24 protein-coding genes, 1 tRNA gene and 2 pseudogenes are annotated in these 20,424 nt (G+C 70.0%); 12 read left to right on the top strand and 15 right to left on the bottom strand.

The genetic code is table 11. The features are described 5' to 3' along the window. The first annotated feature begins 10 nt into the window (after positions 1–10). Together AB0M59_RS31235 and AB0M59_RS31230 are read left to right on the top strand one after the other, a co-directional pair. Positions 11–712 carry a response regulator transcription factor gene (locus tag AB0M59_RS31235; protein WP_364622243.1) on the top strand — a complete coding sequence of 234 codons (702 nt, stop codon included), beginning with the start codon at positions 11–13 and terminating at the stop codon, positions 710–712. Beyond that, positions 709–1,758, top strand: coding sequence for a HAMP domain-containing sensor histidine kinase (locus AB0M59_RS31230; RefSeq protein ID WP_364622240.1), 1,050 nt, complete (start codon positions 709–711; stop codon positions 1,756–1,758). Before AB0M59_RS31235 ends, AB0M59_RS31230 begins: the two co-directional genes overlap by 4 nt. Before the next feature lie 237 nt (positions 1,759–1,995). Here the strand turns inward: AB0M59_RS31230 and AB0M59_RS31225 are convergent, their stop codons facing one another. Next, positions 1,996–3,051 carry an NAD-dependent epimerase/dehydratase family protein gene (locus AB0M59_RS31225; protein WP_364622237.1) on the bottom strand — a complete coding sequence of 352 codons (1,056 nt, stop codon included), beginning with the start codon at positions 3,049–3,051 and terminating at the stop codon, positions 1,996–1,998. Between the two features lie 123 nt (positions 3,052–3,174). On the opposite strand from AB0M59_RS31225, the gene AB0M59_RS31220 reads away from it, so the two are divergent. The 3 genes from AB0M59_RS31220 to AB0M59_RS31210 all read left to right on the top strand — a co-directional run bounded on the left by AB0M59_RS31220 (position 3,175) and on the right by AB0M59_RS31210 (position 4,235). Then, entirely contained in the window at positions 3,175–3,675 is a 501-nt protein-coding gene (locus AB0M59_RS31220; RefSeq protein WP_013230045.1) for a molybdenum cofactor biosynthesis protein B, read from the top strand. A gap of 45 nt (positions 3,676–3,720) precedes the next feature. Further along, positions 3,721–3,978: an aldo/keto reductase gene (locus tag AB0M59_RS31215; protein ID WP_364622234.1), complete on the top strand. Its 258-nt coding sequence runs from the start codon at positions 3,721–3,723 to the stop codon at positions 3,976–3,978. Positions 3,979–4,061: 83 nt separating this feature from the next. After that, positions 4,062–4,235 carry a hypothetical protein gene (locus AB0M59_RS31210; protein WP_364622231.1) on the top strand — a complete coding sequence of 58 codons (174 nt, stop codon included), beginning with the start codon at positions 4,062–4,064 and terminating at the stop codon, positions 4,233–4,235. 5 nt (positions 4,236–4,240) lie between these two features. Here the strand turns inward: AB0M59_RS31210 and mscL are convergent, their stop codons facing one another. The 4 genes from mscL to AB0M59_RS31190 form a co-directional block, all read right to left on the bottom strand. Continuing rightward, positions 4,241–4,654: a large-conductance mechanosensitive channel protein MscL gene (gene mscL / locus AB0M59_RS31205; RefSeq protein WP_364622228.1), complete on the bottom strand. Its 414-nt coding sequence runs from the start codon at positions 4,652–4,654 to the stop codon at positions 4,241–4,243. A 35-nt stretch (positions 4,655–4,689) separates the two neighbouring features. Then, positions 4,690–5,319, bottom strand: coding sequence for an SAF domain-containing protein (locus tag AB0M59_RS31200; protein ID WP_364622226.1), 630 nt, complete (start codon positions 5,317–5,319; stop codon positions 4,690–4,692). A 131-nt stretch (positions 5,320–5,450) separates the two neighbouring features. Beyond that, positions 5,451–5,756: an FmdB family zinc ribbon protein gene (locus AB0M59_RS31195; protein ID WP_364622223.1), complete on the bottom strand. Its 306-nt coding sequence runs from the start codon at positions 5,754–5,756 to the stop codon at positions 5,451–5,453. Between the two features lie 86 nt (positions 5,757–5,842). Beyond that, the gene (locus AB0M59_RS31190; RefSeq protein ID WP_364622220.1) at positions 5,843–6,433 is read right to left on the bottom strand and encodes a 5-formyltetrahydrofolate cyclo-ligase; all 591 of its coding nucleotides are present in this window, start codon (positions 6,431–6,433) and stop codon (positions 5,843–5,845) included. 24 nt (positions 6,434–6,457) lie between these two features. On the opposite strand from AB0M59_RS31190, the gene AB0M59_RS31185 reads away from it, so the two are divergent. The 5 genes from AB0M59_RS31185 to AB0M59_RS31165 all read left to right on the top strand — a co-directional run bounded on the left by AB0M59_RS31185 (position 6,458) and on the right by AB0M59_RS31165 (position 10,428). Then, positions 6,458–7,363, top strand: coding sequence for a UTP--glucose-1-phosphate uridylyltransferase (locus AB0M59_RS31185; protein WP_364622217.1), 906 nt, complete (start codon positions 6,458–6,460; stop codon positions 7,361–7,363). After that, a complete protein-coding gene (glp, locus tag AB0M59_RS31180) occupies positions 7,360–8,637 on the top strand; it encodes a gephyrin-like molybdotransferase Glp (RefSeq protein ID WP_364622214.1) in 1,278 nt (425 codons plus the stop codon). The genes AB0M59_RS31185 and glp overlap by 4 nt, the downstream gene beginning before the upstream one ends. Next, a complete protein-coding gene (locus AB0M59_RS31175) occupies positions 8,637–9,305 on the top strand; it encodes a GNAT family protein (protein ID WP_364622212.1) in 669 nt (222 codons plus the stop codon). The genes glp and AB0M59_RS31175 overlap by 1 nt, the downstream gene beginning before the upstream one ends. A gap of 162 nt (positions 9,306–9,467) precedes the next feature. Beyond that, the gene (gene glpR, locus AB0M59_RS31170) at positions 9,468–10,301 is read left to right on the top strand and encodes a gephyrin-like molybdotransferase receptor GlpR (RefSeq protein WP_364622209.1); all 834 of its coding nucleotides are present in this window, start codon (positions 9,468–9,470) and stop codon (positions 10,299–10,301) included. Positions 10,302–10,355: 54 nt separating this feature from the next. Further along, positions 10,356–10,428: transfer RNA gene (locus AB0M59_RS31165), tRNA-Ala, on the top strand. A 78-nt stretch (positions 10,429–10,506) separates the two neighbouring features. On the opposite strand, the gene AB0M59_RS31160 is transcribed toward AB0M59_RS31165, so the two are convergent. The 8 genes from AB0M59_RS31160 to AB0M59_RS31125 all read right to left on the bottom strand — a co-directional run bounded on the left by AB0M59_RS31160 (position 10,507) and on the right by AB0M59_RS31125 (position 17,065). Next, positions 10,507–11,733 carry a site-specific integrase gene (locus AB0M59_RS31160; protein ID WP_364622207.1) on the bottom strand — a complete coding sequence of 409 codons (1,227 nt, stop codon included), beginning with the start codon at positions 11,731–11,733 and terminating at the stop codon, positions 10,507–10,509. 1 nt (position 11,734) lies between these two features. Next, positions 11,735–11,893 carry an excisionase family DNA-binding protein gene (locus AB0M59_RS31155; RefSeq protein ID WP_364622204.1) on the bottom strand — a complete coding sequence of 53 codons (159 nt, stop codon included), beginning with the start codon at positions 11,891–11,893 and terminating at the stop codon, positions 11,735–11,737. Between the two features lie 448 nt (positions 11,894–12,341). Continuing rightward, positions 12,342–13,931: a hypothetical protein gene (locus tag AB0M59_RS31150; protein ID WP_364622201.1), complete on the bottom strand. Its 1,590-nt coding sequence runs from the start codon at positions 13,929–13,931 to the stop codon at positions 12,342–12,344. Between the two features lie 37 nt (positions 13,932–13,968). Beyond that, positions 13,969–14,859, bottom strand: a complete 891-nt coding sequence (locus tag AB0M59_RS31145; protein WP_364622199.1) for a hypothetical protein — start codon at positions 14,857–14,859, stop codon at positions 13,969–13,971. Positions 14,860–14,863: 4 nt separating this feature from the next. Next, positions 14,864–15,235 (bottom strand): hypothetical protein, encoded by a 372-nt coding sequence (locus AB0M59_RS31140; RefSeq protein ID WP_364622196.1) that lies wholly within the window; start codon positions 15,233–15,235, stop codon positions 14,864–14,866. Positions 15,236–15,330: 95 nt separating this feature from the next. Then, complete coding sequence (locus tag AB0M59_RS31135) at positions 15,331–15,504, bottom strand: hypothetical protein (protein WP_364622190.1); 174 nt, start codon at positions 15,502–15,504, stop codon at positions 15,331–15,333. A gap of 71 nt (positions 15,505–15,575) precedes the next feature. After that, positions 15,576–16,358, bottom strand: coding sequence for a hypothetical protein (locus AB0M59_RS31130; protein WP_364622187.1), 783 nt, complete (start codon positions 16,356–16,358; stop codon positions 15,576–15,578). Next, entirely contained in the window at positions 16,358–17,065 is a 708-nt protein-coding gene (locus tag AB0M59_RS31125) for a DUF4417 domain-containing protein (protein ID WP_364622184.1), read from the bottom strand. The genes AB0M59_RS31130 and AB0M59_RS31125 overlap by 1 nt, the downstream gene beginning before the upstream one ends. A gap of 210 nt (positions 17,066–17,275) precedes the next feature. Between AB0M59_RS31125 and AB0M59_RS31120 the strand changes: the two are divergent. Both AB0M59_RS31120 and AB0M59_RS31115 read left to right on the top strand, forming a co-directional pair. Further along, positions 17,276–17,500, top strand: a pseudogene (locus tag AB0M59_RS31120) (TetR family transcriptional regulator); the annotation flags it as partial. Positions 17,501–17,773: 273 nt separating this feature from the next. After that, positions 17,774–18,010 (top strand): annotated as a pseudogene (locus tag AB0M59_RS31115) (TetR family transcriptional regulator); the annotation flags it as partial. Positions 18,011–18,782: 772 nt separating this feature from the next. Here the strand turns inward: AB0M59_RS31115 and AB0M59_RS31110 are convergent. Continuing rightward, a complete protein-coding gene (locus AB0M59_RS31110) occupies positions 18,783–19,730 on the bottom strand; it encodes a bifunctional DNA primase/polymerase (RefSeq protein WP_364622181.1) in 948 nt (315 codons plus the stop codon). Beyond that, a complete protein-coding gene (locus AB0M59_RS31105; RefSeq protein WP_364622178.1) occupies positions 19,724–20,026 on the bottom strand; it encodes a hypothetical protein in 303 nt (100 codons plus the stop codon). Before AB0M59_RS31105 ends, AB0M59_RS31110 begins: the two co-directional genes overlap by 7 nt. Positions 20,027–20,424 lie beyond the last annotated feature (398 nt).

Genomic DNA, 20,424 nt, shown 5'->3' with positions numbered 1-20,424 from the left:
GGGAGACGTGATGAACGATCAGGCCGGGCGTGTGCTCGTGGTCGACGACGACGAGACGGTCCGCGACGTCGTGCGCCGCTACCTCGAGGTGGCCGGGTTCACCGTCGACCAGGCCGGTGACGGCGCCGAGGGGCTGGCCCAGTTCGCCGCTCACGAGCCTGACCTGGTCGTCCTCGACGTCATGATGCCGGGGATCAACGGGCTCGAGGTGTGCAAGCGGCTGCGCCAGGTCAGCCAGGTGCCGATCGTCATGCTCACCGCCCTCGGCGAGGAGGAGAACCGGATCGCCGGGCTCCAGCTCGGCGCCGACGACTACGTGACGAAACCCTTCAGCCCCAAGGAACTCGCCCTCCGCGTCGCCTCGGTGCTGCGCCGCGCGCGGATGCCGCGTCCGCAACCGGCCGCCCCCGAGCTGGCGGATGGCGACCTGCGCCTGCAGATGACCGCGCGCACCGCGACGCTCGCCGGCCGCGAACTGCCGCTGACCTCGCGGGAGTTCGACCTGCTCGCGTTCTTCCTCGCCCACCCCGGCGTCGCCTACTCGCGCGCGGACCTGCTCGAGAAGGTGTGGGGCTGGGACTTCGGCGACCAGTCCACCGTGACCGTCCACGTGCGACGGTTGCGGGAGAAGATCGAACGCGACCCGGCCAAGCCGACCCGGGTGGCGACGGTGTGGGGCGTCGGCTACCGCTACGACCGGGAGCAACCGTGATCGAACCGGGTGAATCCCTCGCCGAGACGCTGACGCACCTCTGGCACATCCTGCCGTTGGCGTTGCTCTTCTCCTTGCCGATCGCCGCGCTCGGCGGGGTCGTGCTCTACTTCCTGCGCCGCGGCTCGCTGGCCACCACGCTCACGGTGCTGGTGCTGATCCCGGTGCTCTCCACCCTGGTCGGCGTCCTGGGCGTCAGCGGGTTCATGTTCACCCCGGCGCTGACCACGATGCTGCTGGTCTGCCTGCTCGTCGCCGTCGTCACGGTGCCGGCGGCGATCATCCTCGGCCGCGCCATCGCGCGCCGCAGTGTGTGGGAGCGGGAGGCGCGCAACCGCGAGCGCGCGGCCGAGGCGTCGCGGCGCGAACTGGTCGCGTGGATCAGCCACGACCTGCGCAGCCCCCTGGCCGGCATCCAGGCGATGGCCGAGGCGCTGGCCGACGGAGTGGTGTCCGAACGCGACGAGGTCGCCGACTACGCCCAGCGGATCAGCGGCGAGACCACCCGGCTGTCCGCGATGGTCGGCGACCTGTTCGAGCTCTCGCGCATCACCGCCGGTGCCCTCGAGCTCACGATGTCCGCGGTGCCGCTGCGGGACGTCGTCAGCGACGCCGTTGCCGCCCAGTCGCCGGTCGCCGAACGCAAGCGCGTGCGGGTGCTCGCCAACGCGTCGACCTGGCCGGTGGTGACCGGGAGCGACCCGGAACTGGCGCGGATCGTGCGGAACCTGGTGTCCAACGCGATCCGGCACACCCCGCCCGACGGGACGGTCGCGGTCCAGATCGGCGTCGACGGCGACGAGGCCCTCCTCGCCGTCGACGACACCTGCGGCGGCATCCCCGACGACGAGATCAGCCGGGTCTTCGACGTCGCCTTCCGCGGGACGCAGGCCCGCACGCCCGAGCGCGGGGGGACGACCAGCGGGGGTGGGCTCGGGCTGGCGATCACCAAGGGGCTCGTCGAGGCTCATCGCGGGAAGATCGGCGTCCACAACCACGGTCCCGGGTGCCGGTTCGAGGTCCGGCTGCCGCTGGCGATGTCCTAGTGTCGCGCGTACGAGGTTCGTTGACGGCTCGGCGGCGAGTGCGAACGTCTTGAATGAGCCATTCAGGTCTTCGGAGGTCCTGAATGACTCATTCAAGACCTTTGGTCTGGGCTACCGAGCCGGGCCGGGCTCGGCGAGCGCCCTCACTCCAGCGGCCCGAACGTCAACGAACTTGCCGCGCGCGACAACTAGCCGTTTTTGGAAGACAGCCTCACCGTCGAGCCGCTCGAGCCGGGTTCAGACCGGGTCACGCAGTTCCGCCGTCGCGAACTCGGTGATTCCCTTTTCGAAGCCGACCTCTACTGTGAAGCCCAGCAGTTCGCGGGCGCGGGCCGGGTCGGCGACCACGTGGCGGACGTCGGCCGGGCGGGCGCCGCCGGCCACCTTCGGCTTCGGGCCGGCGCAGGCGCGGGCCAGCTCCTCCGCCAGTTCGCCCACTGTGTGCGGGGTGCCGGAACAGACGTTGAGCGGCGTGATGTCGCCCTCCGGGCCGGCTGTCCGAAGGGCCAGGACGTTCGCCCTGGCGACGTCGTGGACGTGCACGAAGTCGCGCTGCTGGCGGCCGTCTTCCAGCACCAGCGGGGCCTCGCCGCGCACCAGCGCCGAGCGGAACAGCGACGCCACCCCGGCGTACGGGGTGTTCTGCGGCATCCGCGGGCCGTAGACGTTGTGGTAGCGCATCGCCCACACGCTGCCGCCCGTCTGGCGCGCCCACGCGCCGGCCAGGTGTTCCTGCGCCAGCTTCGTCGCCGCGTACGTGCTGCGGGGGTTCAGCGGCGCGTCCTCGGGCACCAGCCGCCAGCTCAGGTCGGTGCCGCAGGCCGCGCAGCGCGGCTCGAACCGGCCGGCGTCCACATCGGACGCGCGGCGCGGCGACGGCGGGACGACGCCGTGGTCCGCGCACGCGTACCGGCCTTCGCCGTAGACGACCATCGACGACGCCAGGACCAGCTTCCGCACCCCGGCCGCGTGCATCCCGGCGAGCAGGACAGCCGTGCCGTAGTCGTTGTGCAGGGCGTACGACGGCGCGTCCGACGGGTCGATGCCGTGCCCGACCACTGCCGCCTGGTGGCAGACCGCGTCGACGCCGTCCAGCAGCTCGGCGACGATCTCGGCGTCGGTGACGTCGCCGCGCAGGAACCGGTGCCTGCCGGTGTACGCGGGCGGGACGCGGGAGCCGTGGGCCGTGGGGAGAAGGTTGTCGAGCACGACGACCTCGTCACCCCCGTCCGCGAGCAGATCGGCGATGTGAGACCCGATGAACCCGGCTCCGCCGGTGACCAGTACGCGCACCCCGGCCACGCTAGGGGGCCGCGGACCGACGTGCCCAGCCGCGCGCGGGCACGTCACGGAATCGTCAGAACTCACCCGGCACCTCCCGGCGGCCGGAGGTCGAAACCGACTACGGTGGGCGGCATGGAACGGAGTGCACAACGGCTGGGCCGGGCTCTCGTGGTCATCGTGGACGATCGCGTGGCGCACGGCGAGCACGAAGACACCACTGGCCCGCTGGTGACCGAGCTGCTCGAAGAAGCGGGTTTCATCGTCGACGGTGTCGTGGTCGTCGAGGCCGAGACCGCGGGGATCCGCAACGCGCTCAACACCGCCGTGATCGGCGGCGCCGACCTGGTGATCACGGTCGGCGGCACCGGCGTGCTGCCGCGTGACCGCACGCCGGACGCCACCGCCGGTGTGCTCGACCGGCCGATCCCGGGCATCAGCGAGGCGATCCGGGCGTCCGGGCTGGCGGCCGGGGCCGTGGACGCGGGGATCTCGCGGGGGCTCGCCGGGGTGTCGGGAAGCACGCTGGTGGTCAACCTCGCCGGGTCGCGGTCCGCGGTGCGCGACGGGATGGCGACGCTGACCTCGCTCGTGCCGCACGTGATCGACGAGCTTTCGGGCCTCGAAGAGGTCTGATTTCCCTCGCTTGATCGGGGCGCCGCCGATACCGTCGCCCCGATCATGGACTTCCGCATCGGTGGGCAGCTCGAGGTGCGTCGGCTCGGCTTCGGGGCGATGCACCTGCCGACCGAACCCGGCCCCGCGATCGCAGTCGTCCGGCGGGCCGTCGAGCTGGGTGTCACGCTGATCGACACCGCTCACCTCTACGGCGGCGGAGCCAACGAGGAGCTGCTCGCTTCAGCGCCGTACCCGTATCCGGCCGGGCTGGTGATCACCACCAAGGTGGGTGTCGCTCGCACCGGGCCCGGCGGTGAGTAGCGCCTCGACGCAGTCGGCGAGAGAAGAGCGTCGTGAAATTCGCTCTGGAGTTGTCAAAGAACGCGTCGTGGGAGACTGGGGGCATGTCCGGTCAGCAGCGCGACCCCAAGACCAGCAGCGAGCAGCGGCGGCGGGTCGATGAGATCTTCGGGGACGTCCTGCCCGAGACGACCTCCGACGAGCGCGATCCCGACCGGCGCACCGGGCTCCCGGACGACTGGTACCGGGAGAACCGGCCGCCGCACCACGATCGCTGACCCGCTCAGTCGTGGCCGTTGTCGCGCTGGGACTGGGCGCGCAGCAGGTCGCGGATCTCGATGAGCAGCTCGACGTCGGTCGGCTCGGACGGGCCCGGTTCCTGGCCGCGCTTGCGCCGTTCCTGCAGGTGCTTCACCGGCAGCACGATCACGAAGTAGACCACTGCCGCGACCAGCGCGAAGTTGATCGCCGCGTTGATCACGCCGCCGAAGTCCAGGAACGTCGACGGGTTGCCGGTGAAGATCTTGAAGCCGAGACCCTGTGCGGCGTCCGTGCCGCCGATCGCGTTGATCAGCGGCTTGATCAGGCCGTTGGTGAACGCCGTGACGATCGACGTGAACGCCGCGCCGATGACCACCGCGACGGCGAGGTCGACGACGTTGCCGCGCATCAGGAAGTCTTTGAAACCTTTGAGCACTTGCACTCCTCACGAACGGGGACGGGAGCTGTGGGCTAGCGGAGAGTAACCGTTACCGGACGCTCCAATGAAATCGCCGCCACCGTCGTCGCGATCGCGTCCGGGAGCCGGAGCAGCACCAGCGGCCCCTTAGCCGCGGAGGCCTCCCGTCGGCCGACCGCCACCACCGTCGCCCCGCCGGCCAGCACGGACGCGGGTACGCCCGGTTCCGGCGCCGCGACGACGTCGACGTGCCGGCCGGGCTCCAGCAGCTCGGCGACGCCGGCGTCGGCCAGGCGCACCGGCACCGTCGCCGTCCCGGGATCACCCGAGCCGGGGAAGGTCGCCGCCAGCCGGACGTCGGTCAGGGGTTCGCCGGCACGGACGGCGCCCGCCAGCAGGTGGCCGTCGACGCCGTCCAGGGTGCTCAGCACACCCGCCGGACGTGCGGAATCGGGGAGATCGGCCAGCCGGACGTCGAGAGCGCGCAGAGTCGCGCCGGATGGGAGGTCGTGCGCCGCGACGACGGTCGGAGTCGTCGGCGCGCCCCGCGCGGAACCGGGGTGGGCGAACAGCAGCGCACCGGCCAGCAGCAGGCCGGCGGCGAGCCAGCGGCGGATGAGCCGGGTCCGCCGGCCCTGCAGCCGGGTCAGATCAGGAGTGCGGAACCTCGCCAGCACGTCCACGGTGCCCCCTCGGTCGGATCGAGTGCGGCGGTGTGCCGCACGAGATCGACGTTAGGGAAGCCGGACCGGCCGCCGGAAGGGCCGGATCCGGCATCTGTGGACAACCGGGGTGTTGTGGACAACTCCGCCGGTCAGGAAGCCGCGGCAGTGGTTTTTGTCGTACCCGAGGAGGAGGATGCCGAGCTCGTGTCCGACTTCGGCTTGCTCTCCGTCTTGGTCTCGGTCTTCGCCGGGGTCGCGGTGGTGCTCGACTTGGCGGCGTCGCGCGAGTCGGTGCGGTAGAAACCGCTGCCCTTGAAGACCACGCCGACCGAGCTGAAGACCTTGCGCAGCGTGCCGGAGCACTGCGGGCACACGGTCAGGCTGGGGTCCGAGAACGACTGCACGGCTTCGAACCGGTGGTCGCATTCTTTGCAGGCGTACTGGTACGTAGGCACTGAGGGCTCCTTTGCTGGCACTCATCCGACCAGAGTGCCAACCCAATTGTGCTTGAAAGCATTCCCCGAACGCAATTCCTCGTTGCTCACATCGGCAGCTCGAGCACGCCTCGACCCGGCGTCAAGGCCCCGCTCATGCGCACGTCGTGGGGTTCGCCGGGCAGCCGTTCGACCAGCTCTTCGTCCCGGACGACGGCCAGCAGCACCACGCCGGCCGCAGCGAACACCAGCGAGCGGTCGTAGTGACCGGCGCCCCGGCCGAGCCGGACGCCCCGGTGGTCCACGGCCAGCGCGGGCACGAGGACCAGCTCGGCCGCCGCCACGGCGTCGATACCCAGGCGTTTTCCGCCCGGCTCGCGGATCCCGCGGAACCGGCTGGGCACGAGATCGGCCTCGCCCGTGTACTCGGCCCAGTCGAGTGGATCCGCCCGCGAGACGATGACCGGCAGCAACACCCGCGCGCCGCCGGCCGCGAGCGCGTCGACGAGCGCCGTCGTACCCGGCTCGGTGCCGAAGGGCAGGTACGCGCACACCGTGCCGGATGTGACCTTCGACACCGCGCTGACCAGCGCCGAGGCTTCCCGGGCGTGCGATTCGGTGGTCTGGTCCGCCCGCGCGCGCGTCAGCCGGTCACGCCACTCCGCCTTGCTCAAGTGCTCATTGCCCAGCGCGTGCATGACCTCACGTTAGGCTCTGCGCCCATGACGGGCGCCGCAACCACCAAGACGTTCAGAACCGCCATCGTGCCGGCCGCCGGCCTCGGGACGCGCTTCCTGCCGGCGACGAAGGCCGTGCCCAAGGAGCTGCTGCCGGTGGTCGACACACCGGGGATCGAGCTGGTCGCGGTCGAAGCCGCCGCCGCGGGGGCGGAACGCCTGGTCATCGTGACCTCACCGGGCAAGGACGCCGTCGTCCGCTACTTCGAAGAGCAGCCCGAGCTGGAGAAGAACCTCGAGGCCAAGGGCAAGACCGAGCTGCTCGCCAAGGTGCGCCGCGGGTCGGAGCTGCTGGCCGTCGAGACCGCGATCCAGGAACAGGCGCTCGGTCTCGGTCACGCCGTCGCGCAGGCCGAGCCGAACCTGAACCCGGACGACGAGGCCGTCGCCGTGCTCCTGCCGGACGACCTCGTGCTCCCCACCGGCGTGCTCGAGCGGATGAGCGCGGTGCGGGCGCAGTACGGCGGCAGCGTGCTCTGCGCGTTCGACATCCCGAAGGCCGAGATCTCGCCGTACGGCGTCTTCGACGTCTCCGACACCGACGACGAAGACGTCAAGCGCGTGCACGGGATGGTCGAGAAGCCGAAGCCGGAGGACGCACCGTCGACGTACGCCGCGGCCGGGCGCTACCTGCTCGATCGGGCGATCTTCGACGCGCTGAAGCGGATCACGCCGGGCAGCGGCGGCGAGCTGCAGCTGACCGACGCGGTCGCGCTGCTGATCTCCGAGGGACACCCGGTCCACGTCGTAGTGCACCGCGGCGGACGCCACGACCTGGGGAATCCGGGTGGTTTCCTGCGCGCCGCGGTCGATTTCGCGCTTGAAACGCCCGAGTACGGTCCATCTTTACGGGCGTGGCTGACGGAACGGATCGGGACAGAACGCCCATGACGGAATCCCTCGACGCGGCACCGCCCGAAGTGGCCGGGGACGAGACCGAGCTGCGCTCGGTCGACGCGCAGATCTCGATGACCTTGGACGCCGCCGTCCGGCCTCAGCCGGTACGCGTGGCGATCTCCGAGGCCCAGGGGCTGCTCTGCGCCGAGGAGGTGGTCGCCGAGCACGCGCTGCCCGGGTTCGACCAGGCCGCGATCGACGGTTACGCCGTGCGCAGCGTCGACGTGCGCACCGCCGGGCAGGAGCCGGTGCAGCTGCCGGTCGTCGGGGAGATCGCGGCGGGATCGCGCCAGCCGCGGCGCCTGCAGCCCGGCCAGGCCGTGCGCGTCGACACCGGCGCGCCGCTGCCGACGCTGGCCGACGCCGTCGTGCCGCTCGCCTACACCGACGGGCACCAGGCGAAGGTCACCGTGCACCGCTCGGTGCCGTCGGCGGGGTACGTGCGCCGGGCCGGCGAGGACGTCCAGATCGGTGACGTCGCGGTGCGCCGCGGCGACACGATCGGCTCGGCTCAGGTGGGCCTGCTGGCCGCGGTCGGCCGGGCGAAGGTCCTCGTCTACCCGCGGCCGCGGGTGTCGATCGTGTCGGTCGGCGACGAGCTGGTCGACATCGACCGGACGCCGTCGGTCGGGCAGGTCTACGACGTCAACTCCTACGCGCTCGCCGCGGCCGCCCGGGACGCGGGCGCCGAGGTCAGCCGGGTCGGCATCGTGCCGAGCGAGCCGAAACGGCTGCGGGAGATCGTCGAGGGCCGGCTGCTGATGTCGGAGATCGTCGTGGTCGCGGGCGGCGCCGGGGGCGCCACCGGCGACGAGGTCCACGCGGCGCTCTCGGACCTGGGCCGGATCGACATGACGCGGGTCGCGATGCACCCGGGTTCCGTGCAGGGGTTCGGCCGGCTCGGCCCGGACTCGGTGCCGACGTTCCTCATCCCCGGCAACCCGATGAGCGCGCTGGTCGTGTTCGAGGTGCTGGTCCGGCCGCTGATCCGGGCGGCGCGCGGGACACGCAACCCGCACCGGCGGATCGTCGGGGCGCGGCTGCTGTCGCCGATCACGTCGACCGAGGGGCGGCGCGGCTACCTGCGCGGCCAGCTCCTGCGCGACGAGTCCAACGGCGAGTACCTGGTCCAGCCGCTCGGCCAGTCGGGGGCGCACCTGCTCGCGTCGCTGGCCGAGGCGAACTGCCTGATCAACGTGCCGGAGGAGCTGACCGACGTCCCGGCGGGCGAGCAGGTCCAGGTCACCTTCCTGGCGCAACGGGCCTGATGAACGCCGTGTCGGGCGTGTCCTACCCGGTCGAAAGCCGGCACCCGGGCTGGCCGGCCCGGCTCGGCCCGCTGCGGGTGCCCGCCGGGGAGGTCGCGATCCGGCCGGTGCGGCTGCGCGACGCCGGCGAGTGGAGCCGGATCCGGCTCCGGGACCGGGCGCACCTCGAGATGTGGGAGCCGACCGGCGTCGGCCCCTGGCCCGAACGCAACGCCTTCTGGTCATGGCCCTCCCAATGGGCGGCATTGCGTTCGCTCGCACGGCGTGGTCAGTGCCTGCCGTTCACCATCACCCTGGACGGTCGGCTGGCGGGGCAGATCACTGTGGGTAACGTCATCCGGGCGTCGCTGCGGTCCGCCTGGATCGGCTACTGGGTGTCGTCCGACGTGGTCCGCGGCGGGGTCGCGACGGCCGCCGTCGCCCTGGTCACCGACCACGCCTTCGGCCCGGCCGGGCTGCACCGGCTGGAGGCCACCGTGCGCCCGGAAAACAGCGCCAGCCTGCGGGTTCTCGCCAAGGCTGGCTACCGGCAAGAGGGGCTGTTCGAGCGCTACCTCGACGTCGCGGGCGGCTGGCGGGACCACTACTGCTTCGCCGTCACGCGCGAGGAGACCGGGGCCGGGCTCGTGTCGCGGCTGGTCGCGTCGGGCCGCGCCGGTTACGCCTGACGGTCATTACCCACCCGGGTCAGTGAGCGCGTTACCACATGCTGTGAGATTCACCTAATCCGGTGAGGCATTTCCGTGATCCAACCCGGCGAGCCTCCGTCCGATCTGTTACTCCTGTGACTAGCGTGATTTCAGGTGAAGGATCGGGGGAGGTGACGGGAGATGCCCAGCTCCGTGATCATCGTCGCGCTCGCCGCGGCATGGCTCGTCGTTCTCGTGCCCATGGTCGCGCGTCGGCGGCAGCAGGTGGCCCATACGGCCGACTCCGCGCTGGCGGCCAGGGTCGTACGCAGTGGACGCAACGAAGACCGGGAGGAATTCGCCATGTCCGAGGAGACCGTGAAGTCCCGGCCATCGGTCGAGGACGACCTCGCGGAGCTGGAGGCCGACCTCGAGCTCGAAGACGACTACGAGGAGCCGGAGCCCGAGCCGCTCCCGCAGCCGTCCCGCGCCGAGCGGGTGGAACGGGCCGAGCGCGCCGGTTACCGCCCTGGTCGCGGCGGCTTCGACCCCGAAGCGGCGGAGATCGCCGCACGCGCGAAGTACAGCTTTCGGCAGCGCATCGTCGTCATCCTGCTCGCGATCGCGGTGATCACGGCCGCCGTCGCCGGCTTCGTCATGCCGCTGGTCTGGTGGGGCCACGCGGCGATCGACGTCGCGCTCGTCGGCTACCTCGTGTACCTGCGCCGCCAGGTGCGGATCGAGGAGGAGATCCGGCAGCGCCGGCTCGCCCGCTTCAACAGCACCCGTGCGCCTCGCCGCTCGGCGCCGCGTCCGGCGGTTTCGGACGCCGTGGAGGACGAGGAGCCGATCGAAGACGCCGAGGACGTGGACGTCGTCGAGCCGGTCCGCCGCGAGGTGGTCGAGCGCCGTCCGTCGCCGACTTCGCGGGTCCGTCGCAGCGCCGTGGTCGTCGATCTGGACGACGAGGACCCGGCGTTCGAGGAGCTCGACGAGCCGGGGACCGGGCCTTATCGGCGGGCGGTCGGGGAGTGACCCCCTCCGCCGAAGTGCTCGTAGGGCACTGCTAAGCTCTACGAGCACAACCAAGGGGCTGTAGCGCAGTTGGTAGCGCGTCTCGTTCGCATCGAGAAGGTCAGGGGTTCGATTCCCCTCAGCTCCACCGCAGGTCAAGGGCCGTCCACAGTAGAGTGGACGGCCCTTTTCGTTGCCCTGATAGCAGCAAAGTACAGCAGTGGCGCTACTCGTCCAGGCTCTCGCCAAGGCGCTTGAGCGCGTCCCGCGTCTTCTTGGAGGACGCCTGCGAGTAGATCTCCATCGTCATCGAGAACTGCGCGTGCCTCAGGATCCGCATGATCACCCGGGGGTGCACGTCCAGGTCGACCAGCAGCGTCCCGCAGGACCGGCGCCCGTCGTGCACGGTGATCTTCCGGACGCCGGAGCGCGCAATGCGGTTGTCCCAGGACCGGTTGAAGTTCCGGGGGTCGATCGGGAGCCCGTACTTCGTGGTGAACACCAGGTCGGTCGGGTGCCAGGCGAGGTCAGCCTCCTTCCGGTCGGCGAGCTGGTCCCGCCGGCGCTTCTCCAGGGCTGTGACGACGATCGACGGCAGCGGCATGGTGTCGTCCGACGCGGCCGTCTTCGTCTCGCGGTGCAGCAGCTCGCCACCGGCCCGCTGGAGCTGGTGGTTGACCGCCAGCTCGCCGTTGGCGAAGTCGAGCGCGTCCCACGTGAGCCCCAGGATCTCGCCCTTGCGCAGGCCCAGGACGACGGCGAGTACGTACCCCGCGTACATCGCGTCCCGGGCGTCCCGGGCCGACTCCAGGAACCTTCGGGCCTCCTCGCTCGTCCAGGCGGTTCGCTTGCGCTTGCGAACCGTTGGGAGCGCCACTAGCTCCGCGACGTTCCGCCCAATCAACTCCTCCCGAATCGCGTGGTTCAGCGCCGCACGCAGGCACGCGCGGATGTCGGAGACGGTCCGAGCGGATGGCGCGTCCTTGCAGCACTGGCGAGTAGTCAGCGCGCAGCACCGACGGCGCTTCTCGTCCCGGCGGGCGTCCTTCCCCTGAGTGCAGCACTGACAAATCCCCGGAATGGCGTTGATCCACTTCTGAACATCACGCACCCCGAGCTTGTCCAGCCGTTGGCCGCCCAACGTCGGGTTGACGTAGAGCCGGGTGAACAGCTCGTAGTTGACGTACGTCAAGGGCGCGCGGTTTGGCTTGATCACCTCCGTCAGCCAGTAGCTCAGGTACTCGCGCAAGCGCGGCACCGACGTCGCCACCGGGCCGTTCTTGGCCGCCTGGTGAAGCTTGAGCCACTTTCCGTGGACCACTTCGCGCGTCGGCCCGTAAACGTACTTGCGCTTCTTGTCGCCGGTCGGAGTGGTGACCCACACGTACGCGGCGAATCCGTTGCGGAACGGGTAAATCGATCCCTCGCCGTTGGCGCGTCCCTTGCTTGCCATGTCAGGCCGCCTCTTCCACGAGCCGAGCGATGTAGTCGTCAACCCAGGCGGGCAATACCCGACGGTTTCCGCCGTCCTTAATGGACCTGATCTGACCGGTGGCAACGAGCTGCTTGGTCTTCGACAGTCCGTAGCCGAGCATCTGGGCTACTTCGGACACTGTGTGCCACTTGGGCTGAATCGACTGACTCAAATGGCACCTCCGGTGCGCTGTTGTGTCATGACTTGCCTCCGAACGCCCGGGCGAGCGGGCACAAGAGACCGGGCCCGCGACGTGGTTGCGTGGGCCCGGTCTGGTGACGGCGTGTAGGTGGTTGCCGTGATTGCTGGCAGGGTTGGCCGTGGGTGTGTCCGTGCTGTGCGGCGGGGCGGAGAGAAACCCGCAAACCCGCAAACCCGCAAAGTGGCCTCCGACCTGCGGTTCTGCTGGCGGGTTTGTGTGCGGGTTTGCGGGTTTGAACCCGGAGATCGGCGGGTTTGCGGGTTTGCGGGTCCGGCGCCCGCGACAAACCCGCAAACGATCATGACCTTGTTTTTCCTGGTCAGAGAGCTACAACAAGATCTTTTGCGGGTTTGCGGGTTTGCGGGTTTCTTCTCGCCTGCTGTGACTAGGAACTTTCCTTCTCGACCCAGTAGGTCAGGACGTTCTTGTGGCTTTCGAGCACGCTGCGTAACACGACGTCGCCGTGCCAGCGGTCCACATGCCCTGCCAGCAATCGCCCGAGCGACTTGGTGGTGAGCGGACGGCCGGCCCCGTTGGTCGGGAACGTCCCGTCCCAGACGTCGGTGCCGACCATGCTGTCCTGCCCGCTGACGGTCAGCTCCTTGGCCGTCAGCGTCCGGTCGCCGTAGATGTCGCACCAGGTGAGCAGGAACGAGCGCCATTCGGCGTTGTCGTCGTCCAGGGCCCGGCTGGCGGCGGCGTTGGCAAGGAACCCGCCGATGCCGTGGTGCTCGAGGAACCCACCCAGCTGGCGAGCCCACGCGGTGAACTGCCGCATCTGCGGGACCGCGGTGGCCGTCGGTGCCCCGTGCGTGGTCCAGTCGAGAATCAGGATCAGCACGTGCCGCAACACCGTCGCCCGGTTGACCGGGTCGAGGATCCAGGAGTCCAGGTTCGGGATCGTGAACCCGGTCCGGGCTTCCGGGCGGGGGCAGTTCGGGTCCAGCCGCACCCACACCGTGCGCGAGGCCATGTCCGCGCCAGTGTGCAGGTTGTTGCCGGTAGCCAGCCACAGCCGGTCGTTCGGGAAGCTGGCCGCGGCGTTGGTGCCTAGCCGGCGATCCGACCACGTCCGCTCGGTCATCAGCCGCGCCAGCGTTGCCGACTTGACCACCGATCCCTCGGTCAGGTTGTCGAACACCACCACCCCGGCGGCTTCGGCGAGCACGGTGGTGATCAGCTTGCGCAACTCGTCTTCCGAGTCGTTCCAGGTCAGCACTTTCTGCCCGACCAGCAACCCCACGCACCCGGTCAGGATCGTCTTGCCGGAGCCGGGCATGGACGCTTCGATCATCCCGAACGGCGACAACGCGCGGGTGTAGGGGCGGATCAGCGGCGTCACCAACAGGGCCAGGTAGTTCGCCCGGTCAGCGTCGCTACGCCACGGGAAGTCCCGCAGGAACCGGTCCAGCACAAACTCTCGCGCCGCGGTGACTTCCTCCGGGCTGGGGTGGTCCGGGATCGGCGCCAAGTCGTCGTTGCGAGCCAAGTAGAACCCGGTCGCCGGGTCGTAGCCCGGGGTCTGCAACAGGGTGCCGTCCGGGCGGATCACCGGGGTCGAGATGATCCGCCGCAACACCGGCAGCCCGGGCCAGTGCTGTCGGGCCAGCACCGCACCGAGCACGTCTCGTCCGGGTGTCACCTCTTCGTCGCCTCCCTTGTTCTTGGACTGGATGATCTGGGTGTGTTCGGCCAGCAGCCCGGCCAGCAGCGGTGGTTTGAGCACCGACGCGGTGATCGGCAGTGCCACGTCGTCGTCGCCGGTGGCCGGGCCGGCCGCGCCGGAGATCTCCTCCACCACGACGGGGGCGCCGTCGCTGACGTAGGTGTCGGGCACGATGCGGTCGTTGAGCGCGGCGGTCAGGATCCGGATCGCTTCGGGGTCCTCGCCGATGCGCAGCAGCGGGCGGCCGCCGTCGCCGATGGGCCACAGGGGACGTGCTCGGTTCGGTGTGCTTTCCGGAGTCGTGGCCATGGGCGTGTCCTCCTCGTGCAGGTGGTGCACCGCCGCGTCACGCGGCGGCAGTCGGTCGGGCAGTGGTGGGGGCGCCGTCTTCGTCCCACAGCGCGCCTTGCTCGGGTGCGCGGTGGCGTAGCTTCTCCGCCAGCGCGGCGCGCCAGGAGAGCAGGTAGTGCAGGTGGTTGGCGCAGTTCTTGACGTGCGGGCGGGGACAGTCGCGAGTCGGACGCTTCAGCCGGCGCGCGTCGTCAGACCAGGCGAGGGAGTCCGCGGAGTCGATGTAGGCGCGATGCTTGATCAACCCGAGGGTTTTGAACCCGAACCCGTGGATGCGGGGCACGCCGTAGCGGCGGACGGCCCGCAGAATCTGCCCGGCCAGCTCGGTGCTTTGCAGTCGGCAGACGCTGCCGACGCACACCACCTGTTCGGCGGTGACGTCGATGCCGAAGCGGCCGTAGAGGTCGGCGTGGCGGCAGTAGTCGTCGGGTGTCTGGCCTTGCAGCACGTACCGCCACGGCAGCTCCGGTGCGAGGCTGCGTAGCTCGATCGCGTTGATGACGGTCAGGTACTGGTGACGCGGCACGGACAGCTTGGTGCCGTGGAACCACTTGCCGCCCCACCAGCCGCCTTGGATGATCGCCTGCTCGCACATCCAGTCCTGCGGGGACACCCACAGCATGTGCCCGATCTCGTCGCGGTAGCGGCGCACGCGTGCGACGTACTCGCGCGGCGGGACGTTGTCCCAGCTGCCGTGCTTCTGCAGTTGGGAGAACCCGCCGGAGTCGTAGGCAACTGGGGCGATCGCCCGCGGCAGCGTCTTGCGGTGCCGTAGCCGAGTGTCGGAGACGAACAGCGGGACCCCGGCCTGTTCCAGGTGGATCGGTTCGTGCGTGCCGGTGAGGAAGTCCAGCCCGCCGAACTCTTCGCCAGACTGGCCCTCCACCGCCCTACCCCCGCGCCGCCGACGTGGTGCGACGGTCGATGGCTTCGATCCAGCACACCGCCGAGGCGGCCACTTGAACCAGCTCCGCCCGCAACCGAGCAGGGTCGGTTTCGGCGAGGGCTTCGAAGGCCTCTTCGGTCAGGATCTGGGCGAAGGTCACCGTGCCGCGCGAGAGTGCGCGGTCGGTGACCTGGCGGGCGACGTCGGTGGCCTCGCCGATGGTGTAGGCGAGCCGGACGGGGTTGTCGCGCTCGGGCCCGGTGCCGTCGGGGTGGTCCTGGCGGCCGAAGCGGGAGTCGTGGCGGGCGCGTTCGGCGAGCACTTCGGCCAGCACCGGCACGGTCTGGTAGGTGGCGGCGGGGTGGCTGGTGGTCATTGGGATAGCTCCTTTGCGGGTGGTGGGCGCGAGAAGGGCCGGGCACGCGCGGTGCCCGGCCCTGTCGGTGTCCGGTGTGGTCGGTGCGGTTGGGCTCAGCTGCCGGGCAGCGGGTCGGCCGGCGGGTTGGCTTCGACGTACACCCTGCCCAGCCGCGAGTCACCGCGGTTGGGCCGGAAGTCCGACACCTCCAGCACGTCAAAGGCCAGTCGCAGGACCTTGACGGCGTCGTCGGTTTCGGAGCGGGTGCCCATGATGCGGATCTTCACGGGGATTGCCTCCAGTCGTTCGAGGGGTCGAGCGAGATGGGACGCGAACCGAGCAGGTCTGGGTACGGCCGTCACTCGCGGTCGGTGAGTGCGTTGATGGCCCGTTCGATGGCGCGGTTGACGTCGAACTTGCCCGCGTCGCCGTCGCTTTCGTGTCGTAGCTCGTTGAGCTCCCGCAACTCCCTGGCGAAGCTGCGGATGTGGATCGGCCCGTCGTCGACGTCGTCATCGAAGTTCTCGCGCAAGATCTCTTGCAGTTTCGCGGTTTCCTGAGGGTCGCGTCGCAGCAACGGGATCGAGTGCAATTCGTTCATCAGCGCCTTAAGCGGCTCCGGGGCGCCGGCCGGGACATCCGGCGGTGGGCTGGCCGGGGCGTCGATGCGCGAGATCGCGAAATCGAGGGTCTGGCGCGCCTCACTGCCCTCGGGTAGTCGGTCGCGGATCTCCTTGTACGCCTCCACGCCCTCCGCGGCGGTGCGGCGCCCGGTCACGACGTCGGTGGCCACGCGCCCGAGGACGTTGGCGACCGGTTCGCCGTCGACGTCCATCCGGGCGTCGGCACTCATGGCCTTGATCGCCGACCCGATCTGGCCGTCGTCGTGGAAGTTGACGTCGGTCTTCGTCGGGTCGCCCCACCCGTTGGGCAGCAGCGGCGCCTCCGACATCTCCCCGGACACCGGCCCGGGCGGGGCCGGCTTCTCCGGGACGTCGGGCGTCTCCGGCTCGGGTCGAACCTGCTCGGTTTCGGGTACAGCCGGCTCCACCTGTGCCGGGCCGCCTGCGCCGCCCGCCGCGGGACTGCTCGCGCCGCCCTTGCCGCCGCCCTTACCCAGCGAGGAACCACGTCCGCCCATTACAGCTCACCGCCGTCCCAGCGCGACGGGAAGCACCGCACCGGCGTCCCGGCCCGAACCTGCTCGGTTGGTGGCTTGCCGTGCACCAGCACCAGCGCGGGGTCGAGCCGGCGGAGCATTTCGGCGTAGCCATCGGCGAACAGCGCGCGAGCGACCGGGTCGCGCCACACCCCGACCGTGGACACCGCCACCACCGACCCGCCCGGGACCCCGGCGAAGGCGAAGGGGTAGGAGTCGCGCGTGGACCAGCTGATCGTGGGCACGACGGTGACGCCGTGGTGGCCCAGCCACGCGCCGCACCAGCGGGAGCGGTAGACCTGCCACAGCTGCATCACCAACGGCATGTCCCGGTACAGGCTGAAATCCGGCGTCAGCGCCGCGCCGACCGACTGGCAGCGGGACAGGCCACGCTCCGGTTTGGACCACACGACCTCGAACCGGTAGTCGTCGAGGAAGAAGTGCACCGCGGTGCCGGGCCCGGCGGTGGCCGTGGCGTGCCGGTCGGTGTAGGCCACCAACCGAGCAGGCTCGAACACGGCCCGCGGCAGCAGCGGTATGCCCCACTCGTTGTCGGCGGGCCACAGAGCCCGGCAGTTGAGCTTGTCGAAGTTGCCGGGCACGCTCGCCCAACGGTGACTGCTGCGGGTCCCGCCCAGCCCCAGTTCCGGCGCGGGTCTGGCGGGCGTGTCGGTGGTGGTCAGGGACATCGGTTACCTCCGTGAGTTCAGGGCGTGGGCAGCGCGGCGTGGTCGGCTGCGTCGAGGGCGGATTCACCGATCAGGTAGTCGTGCAGGTAGGAGTCCGGGAAGAGGTCAGCGCGGTAGGAGGCAGCCGTCGCAGGTGTGGTGTGTCTTGGGCAGTTCCGCCCACCCGGGTTTCACCGCACTCGCGGCAGGGACGACGGGCGGCCATCGCCCGCGACGGGCCTGTTCGCCCAGCGCGGGTTCCACGACGTGAGCATGGAGGACATCGGCGCGGCGGCGGCCGGCATAGCGGGCCCGAGCATCTACCGCCACTTTCCGAGCAGAGTGGCCCTGATGGTGGCGATCGGCCACCGAGTGGCGGACAGGCTTGCACTAGCGGCCGAGAGGGCGTTGCAGACGTCCGACCAGCGTTCCGCCCCGCGGCGCTGCTCGTCGTCGCTGCATCCCCGGCTCCGGCGGCCCCCACCCCGGCCTTACCGCTAGCCGCGGCCCTGATGCACGAATTCGACCACATTTGGCGGGGGAGTTCTGCTCCAGCTCGCCCCATCTGCTCGACGACGGGCCGCACCGAGCAGCCCTATGCGCCGTGGCGGGGAAGATCTACGCCCGCTCGGCGGCCTGGTACACGGGATCTACGCGTTTTCGGCGTCCGGCGCGCCTGTCACGTTCCCCCGCGGCTCCGCCGACACGAGCAGCAGCCGCGGCCGTCCCCTCCGCCGCTTGGCGGCGTCGTAAGTGCACACGATTCTGCACACACCGGAACTGCTGGTGTCGTTCTCCGCGGACCGCGCCACGATGCCCGACCGCGTCAAAGCGGACCTGCTGCGGATTCAGCGAGACTATGTGGCCCAGTGAGTGAGGCTGCTGTCGGCGGTGAGGAAGGAGCTGCCGACACTGGAAGCGAAGATCACGGTCGATGCGGCCCTGACCATCGCGAACGACCTGGCCCCGCGCCCGCCGAGTATGGGCAGGCCTCACTAGCCACGGCAGCAGAGATCATTGTCGCGGCAAAGGCACAATTAGCCGGAATTGCGACTTCCCCGGCTGTACCCGAGCGCATCCTCTTCCTGACACAGCGTGTTTAATTCGGCCGCACCGACACTCGAATCGAATAAAGGTTCGATGAAATTTTCAACGCCGAACGCTTGTTGCCAGCGGAAACGATTAACTGGGGTCACCCAAATAGAGTAGTCGTCTTAAGGGGTACGGTTTCGTGCGTTACCGCCACCGCCGAGCAAGGTCGCCGGTGGGGAAGGAGAGGGTGACGGCTGTGGATGACGAGCTACAACGCTCGGAGGAACCGCGGGAACACTCACGCTTCATGTTCATTGTGAGGTTGAGTGGCCCAGTAACCATCAGGGTTACTGGGCCCGCCCTGGCTCTGGTCCTGGTTCTGGCTTTGCTGGTCCTGACCTGGTACCTGAGCCGCTAACTCCGCAACCCAGGGGAGTCCTGGACCTTGTTCGAGGTTCAGGACTTCCCTGTTTCTGCGTCGCAGACACACTACATCCTGCTCACTTTCGGTGATCTTGCCGGGTGTGTCTAACAATCAGTAGCGGGTCGTACTCATCACGCAGCGACTCTGAGCAAGTCTCGCCGCAGGTCAAGGCGGGGATGCAGGGAACAGCCGGGCGTCGTTCTTGATCGTGTACACGAAAAGTGATCTAAGTCGGTGAATGCCGCAGCGGCGAACGACGGTGGCCACGACGGGTTTCAATTTTCAGGCTGCGCGGGAAGGGCTGGATCGCGGGGTGACTCGGCGGGGGTTGGCGGCCCCGGCCCGCAGCGCGGTGTCGATGACGCCGTCGTCCTTCGCGGCGGAGTCGGGAGTGTTCCACGCGGCGACCGCCCCCCGCAGTTCGGCCCGCGCGTAGGCCTCCTCCAGCAGCCGCGCGCCGACCAACTGACCGAGTGCGTAGGCCGCGGTGGACAGGACCTTGTTGCGGGTGCCTGGTTGCGCCGCACACACGCGGTCGATCTCGCCCCGCACCGCGGCGGCGGTGTAGGCGTCCGGGGCCGCCACGGGCTTCTCGTTTCGCCCGGAAACGGCCGTGGGGGCGCGTTCGACAGCGACCTGGACCAACCACCCCGGCAACACAGCAGGGTCGGAATCGTCCAACAGCCCGTAACCGCCTTCCGGGAGCAGGCTGCCCGGGGCGAGGGCGTAGCCACCCCAGCCGCGGGTGTCGATGTTCGAGCCGATGTGCTTCACCGTGGAGCGCAACCGGCACCCGGGCGGGGCGGTGTAGAGCAGGTGCCGGCCACCGGTCGGGGTCTCCACCGTCCACGTGTCCGGCAGCGGCCCACCCCGCTCCGCGGCCAGCGCCCGCAGTTGGGTCCAGCCGTCGGGGTCGTGCTCGCCCTTGTGGCCGGGCTTGGGCTGGTCGCAGTCGAGCAGGAACAGCCCCGACGGGCCGGGGAACACCGCGATGTTCCACAACGGACCTTCCGACCACTTGGCCGCAACCCGGCCCGGGTCGGCGGTGGCCAGCTGCTCCGGGGTGACGTGCCCGCCCGTGCAGACTCCGGCGCCCGCGCAATCGGGCAGGCTGTGCCAATACGCGGCCTTGGTGCCCGGGCGGCAGGGGAAGACCTTCCACCCCCTGCCAGCGATGTCCAGCGCCGCCGCGCGGAGACCGGCCAGCGCGGCCGAATCGGTGCTCACCATGCAGATTCCTTTCGCCAGTCGGGCCGGGGGTCCCAGGCCGCGACGTCGTGCAGGTGCACCCCGAACGCCCGCGCCAGTCCGTCGGCGAGCCGGTCGACCTCGGTCACCGGCCGCCCGCAGGCGCGCAGGCACGTGATCAGCGCGGGGCAGGTGGCCGATGCGTAGAACTCCCAGTCGTTCCAGGCAGCGGCGATCACCCGCCCGGCCTGGCGCGCGGGGTCGGGGTCGAACCCGGCGGTGTCGGTCAGCCAGGCGGTGATCTCGCCGGGCTTGTAGCGGGTCTCGCTCTTGCCCATCGCGGCGGCGGGTCAGTGGCGCGGCCTGGTCTGGCAGCAGCGGTGGCAGACGCGCTGGCGCAGCCGGTTGCGGGCCCCGCAGGAGCGACAGCCCCACCGTGTCCGCGGCGACAGCGGCGCGTGGTGGCCGGGCGCCGGCAGGCGCAGAGCGTGCAAAGTCGTCATGATCGGGACCATCCTTTTCACGGTGAGTGACTGACAGGAGCCCGGGCGAGACATCGGGCCGCAAGTGCGGCTGACCCGGCACCGCAACTACTCTCAGTGGCAATGAGGTGAGTCGGGCCGAGCGTCAGGACCCGGGTGACGAATGAGTCGGGGAATGAACCCGCGAATGAGTTTTGCAGAAGCGAATGAAGATCTTCATTTGGCGAATGAAGCGACTGGTCAGCGACTTGATC

It is taken from the genome of Amycolatopsis sp. NPDC051371 (genome assembly GCF_040682155.1).
In the GTDB taxonomy this organism is placed as follows: Bacteria; Actinomycetota; Actinomycetes; order Mycobacteriales; family Pseudonocardiaceae; genus Amycolatopsis.
This window is presented reverse-complemented; position numbering and strand designations above follow the sequence as displayed.

Coding starts and splice junctions, on each gene's coding strand:
- AB0M59_RS31210 (WP_364622231.1), top strand. CDS start 4,062: ATGTCCGGTCAGCAGCGCGACCCCAAGACCAGCAGCGAGCAGCGGCGG.
- AB0M59_RS31150 (WP_364622201.1), bottom strand. CDS start 13,931: ATGGCCACGACTCCGGAAAGCACACCGAACCGAGCACGTCCCCTGTGG.
- AB0M59_RS31125 (WP_364622184.1), bottom strand. CDS start 17,065: ATGTCCCTGACCACCACCGACACGCCCGCCAGACCCGCGCCGGAACTG.
- AB0M59_RS31215 (WP_364622234.1), top strand. CDS start 3,721: ATGGACTTCCGCATCGGTGGGCAGCTCGAGGTGCGTCGGCTCGGCTTC.
- AB0M59_RS31235 (WP_364622243.1), top strand. CDS start 11: ATGAACGATCAGGCCGGGCGTGTGCTCGTGGTCGACGACGACGAGACG.
- AB0M59_RS31190 (WP_364622220.1), bottom strand. CDS start 6,433: ATGCACGCGCTGGGCAATGAGCACTTGAGCAAGGCGGAGTGGCGTGAC.
- AB0M59_RS31140 (WP_364622196.1), bottom strand. CDS start 15,235: ATGACCACCAGCCACCCCGCCGCCACCTACCAGACCGTGCCGGTGCTG.
- glpR (WP_364622209.1), top strand. CDS start 9,468: ATGCCCAGCTCCGTGATCATCGTCGCGCTCGCCGCGGCATGGCTCGTC.
- glp (WP_364622214.1), top strand. CDS start 7,360: ATGACGGAATCCCTCGACGCGGCACCGCCCGAAGTGGCCGGGGACGAG.
- AB0M59_RS31160 (WP_364622207.1), bottom strand. CDS start 11,733: ATGGCAAGCAAGGGACGCGCCAACGGCGAGGGATCGATTTACCCGTTC.
- AB0M59_RS31185 (WP_364622217.1), top strand. CDS start 6,458: ATGACGGGCGCCGCAACCACCAAGACGTTCAGAACCGCCATCGTGCCG.
- AB0M59_RS31220 (WP_013230045.1), top strand. CDS start 3,175: ATGGAACGGAGTGCACAACGGCTGGGCCGGGCTCTCGTGGTCATCGTG.
- AB0M59_RS31130 (WP_364622187.1), bottom strand. CDS start 16,358: ATGGGCGGACGTGGTTCCTCGCTGGGTAAGGGCGGCGGCAAGGGCGGC.
- AB0M59_RS31110 (WP_364622181.1), bottom strand. CDS start 19,730: ATGGTGAGCACCGATTCGGCCGCGCTGGCCGGTCTCCGCGCGGCGGCG.
- AB0M59_RS31175 (WP_364622212.1), top strand. CDS start 8,637: ATGAACGCCGTGTCGGGCGTGTCCTACCCGGTCGAAAGCCGGCACCCG.
- AB0M59_RS31105 (WP_364622178.1), bottom strand. CDS start 20,026: ATGGGCAAGAGCGAGACCCGCTACAAGCCCGGCGAGATCACCGCCTGG.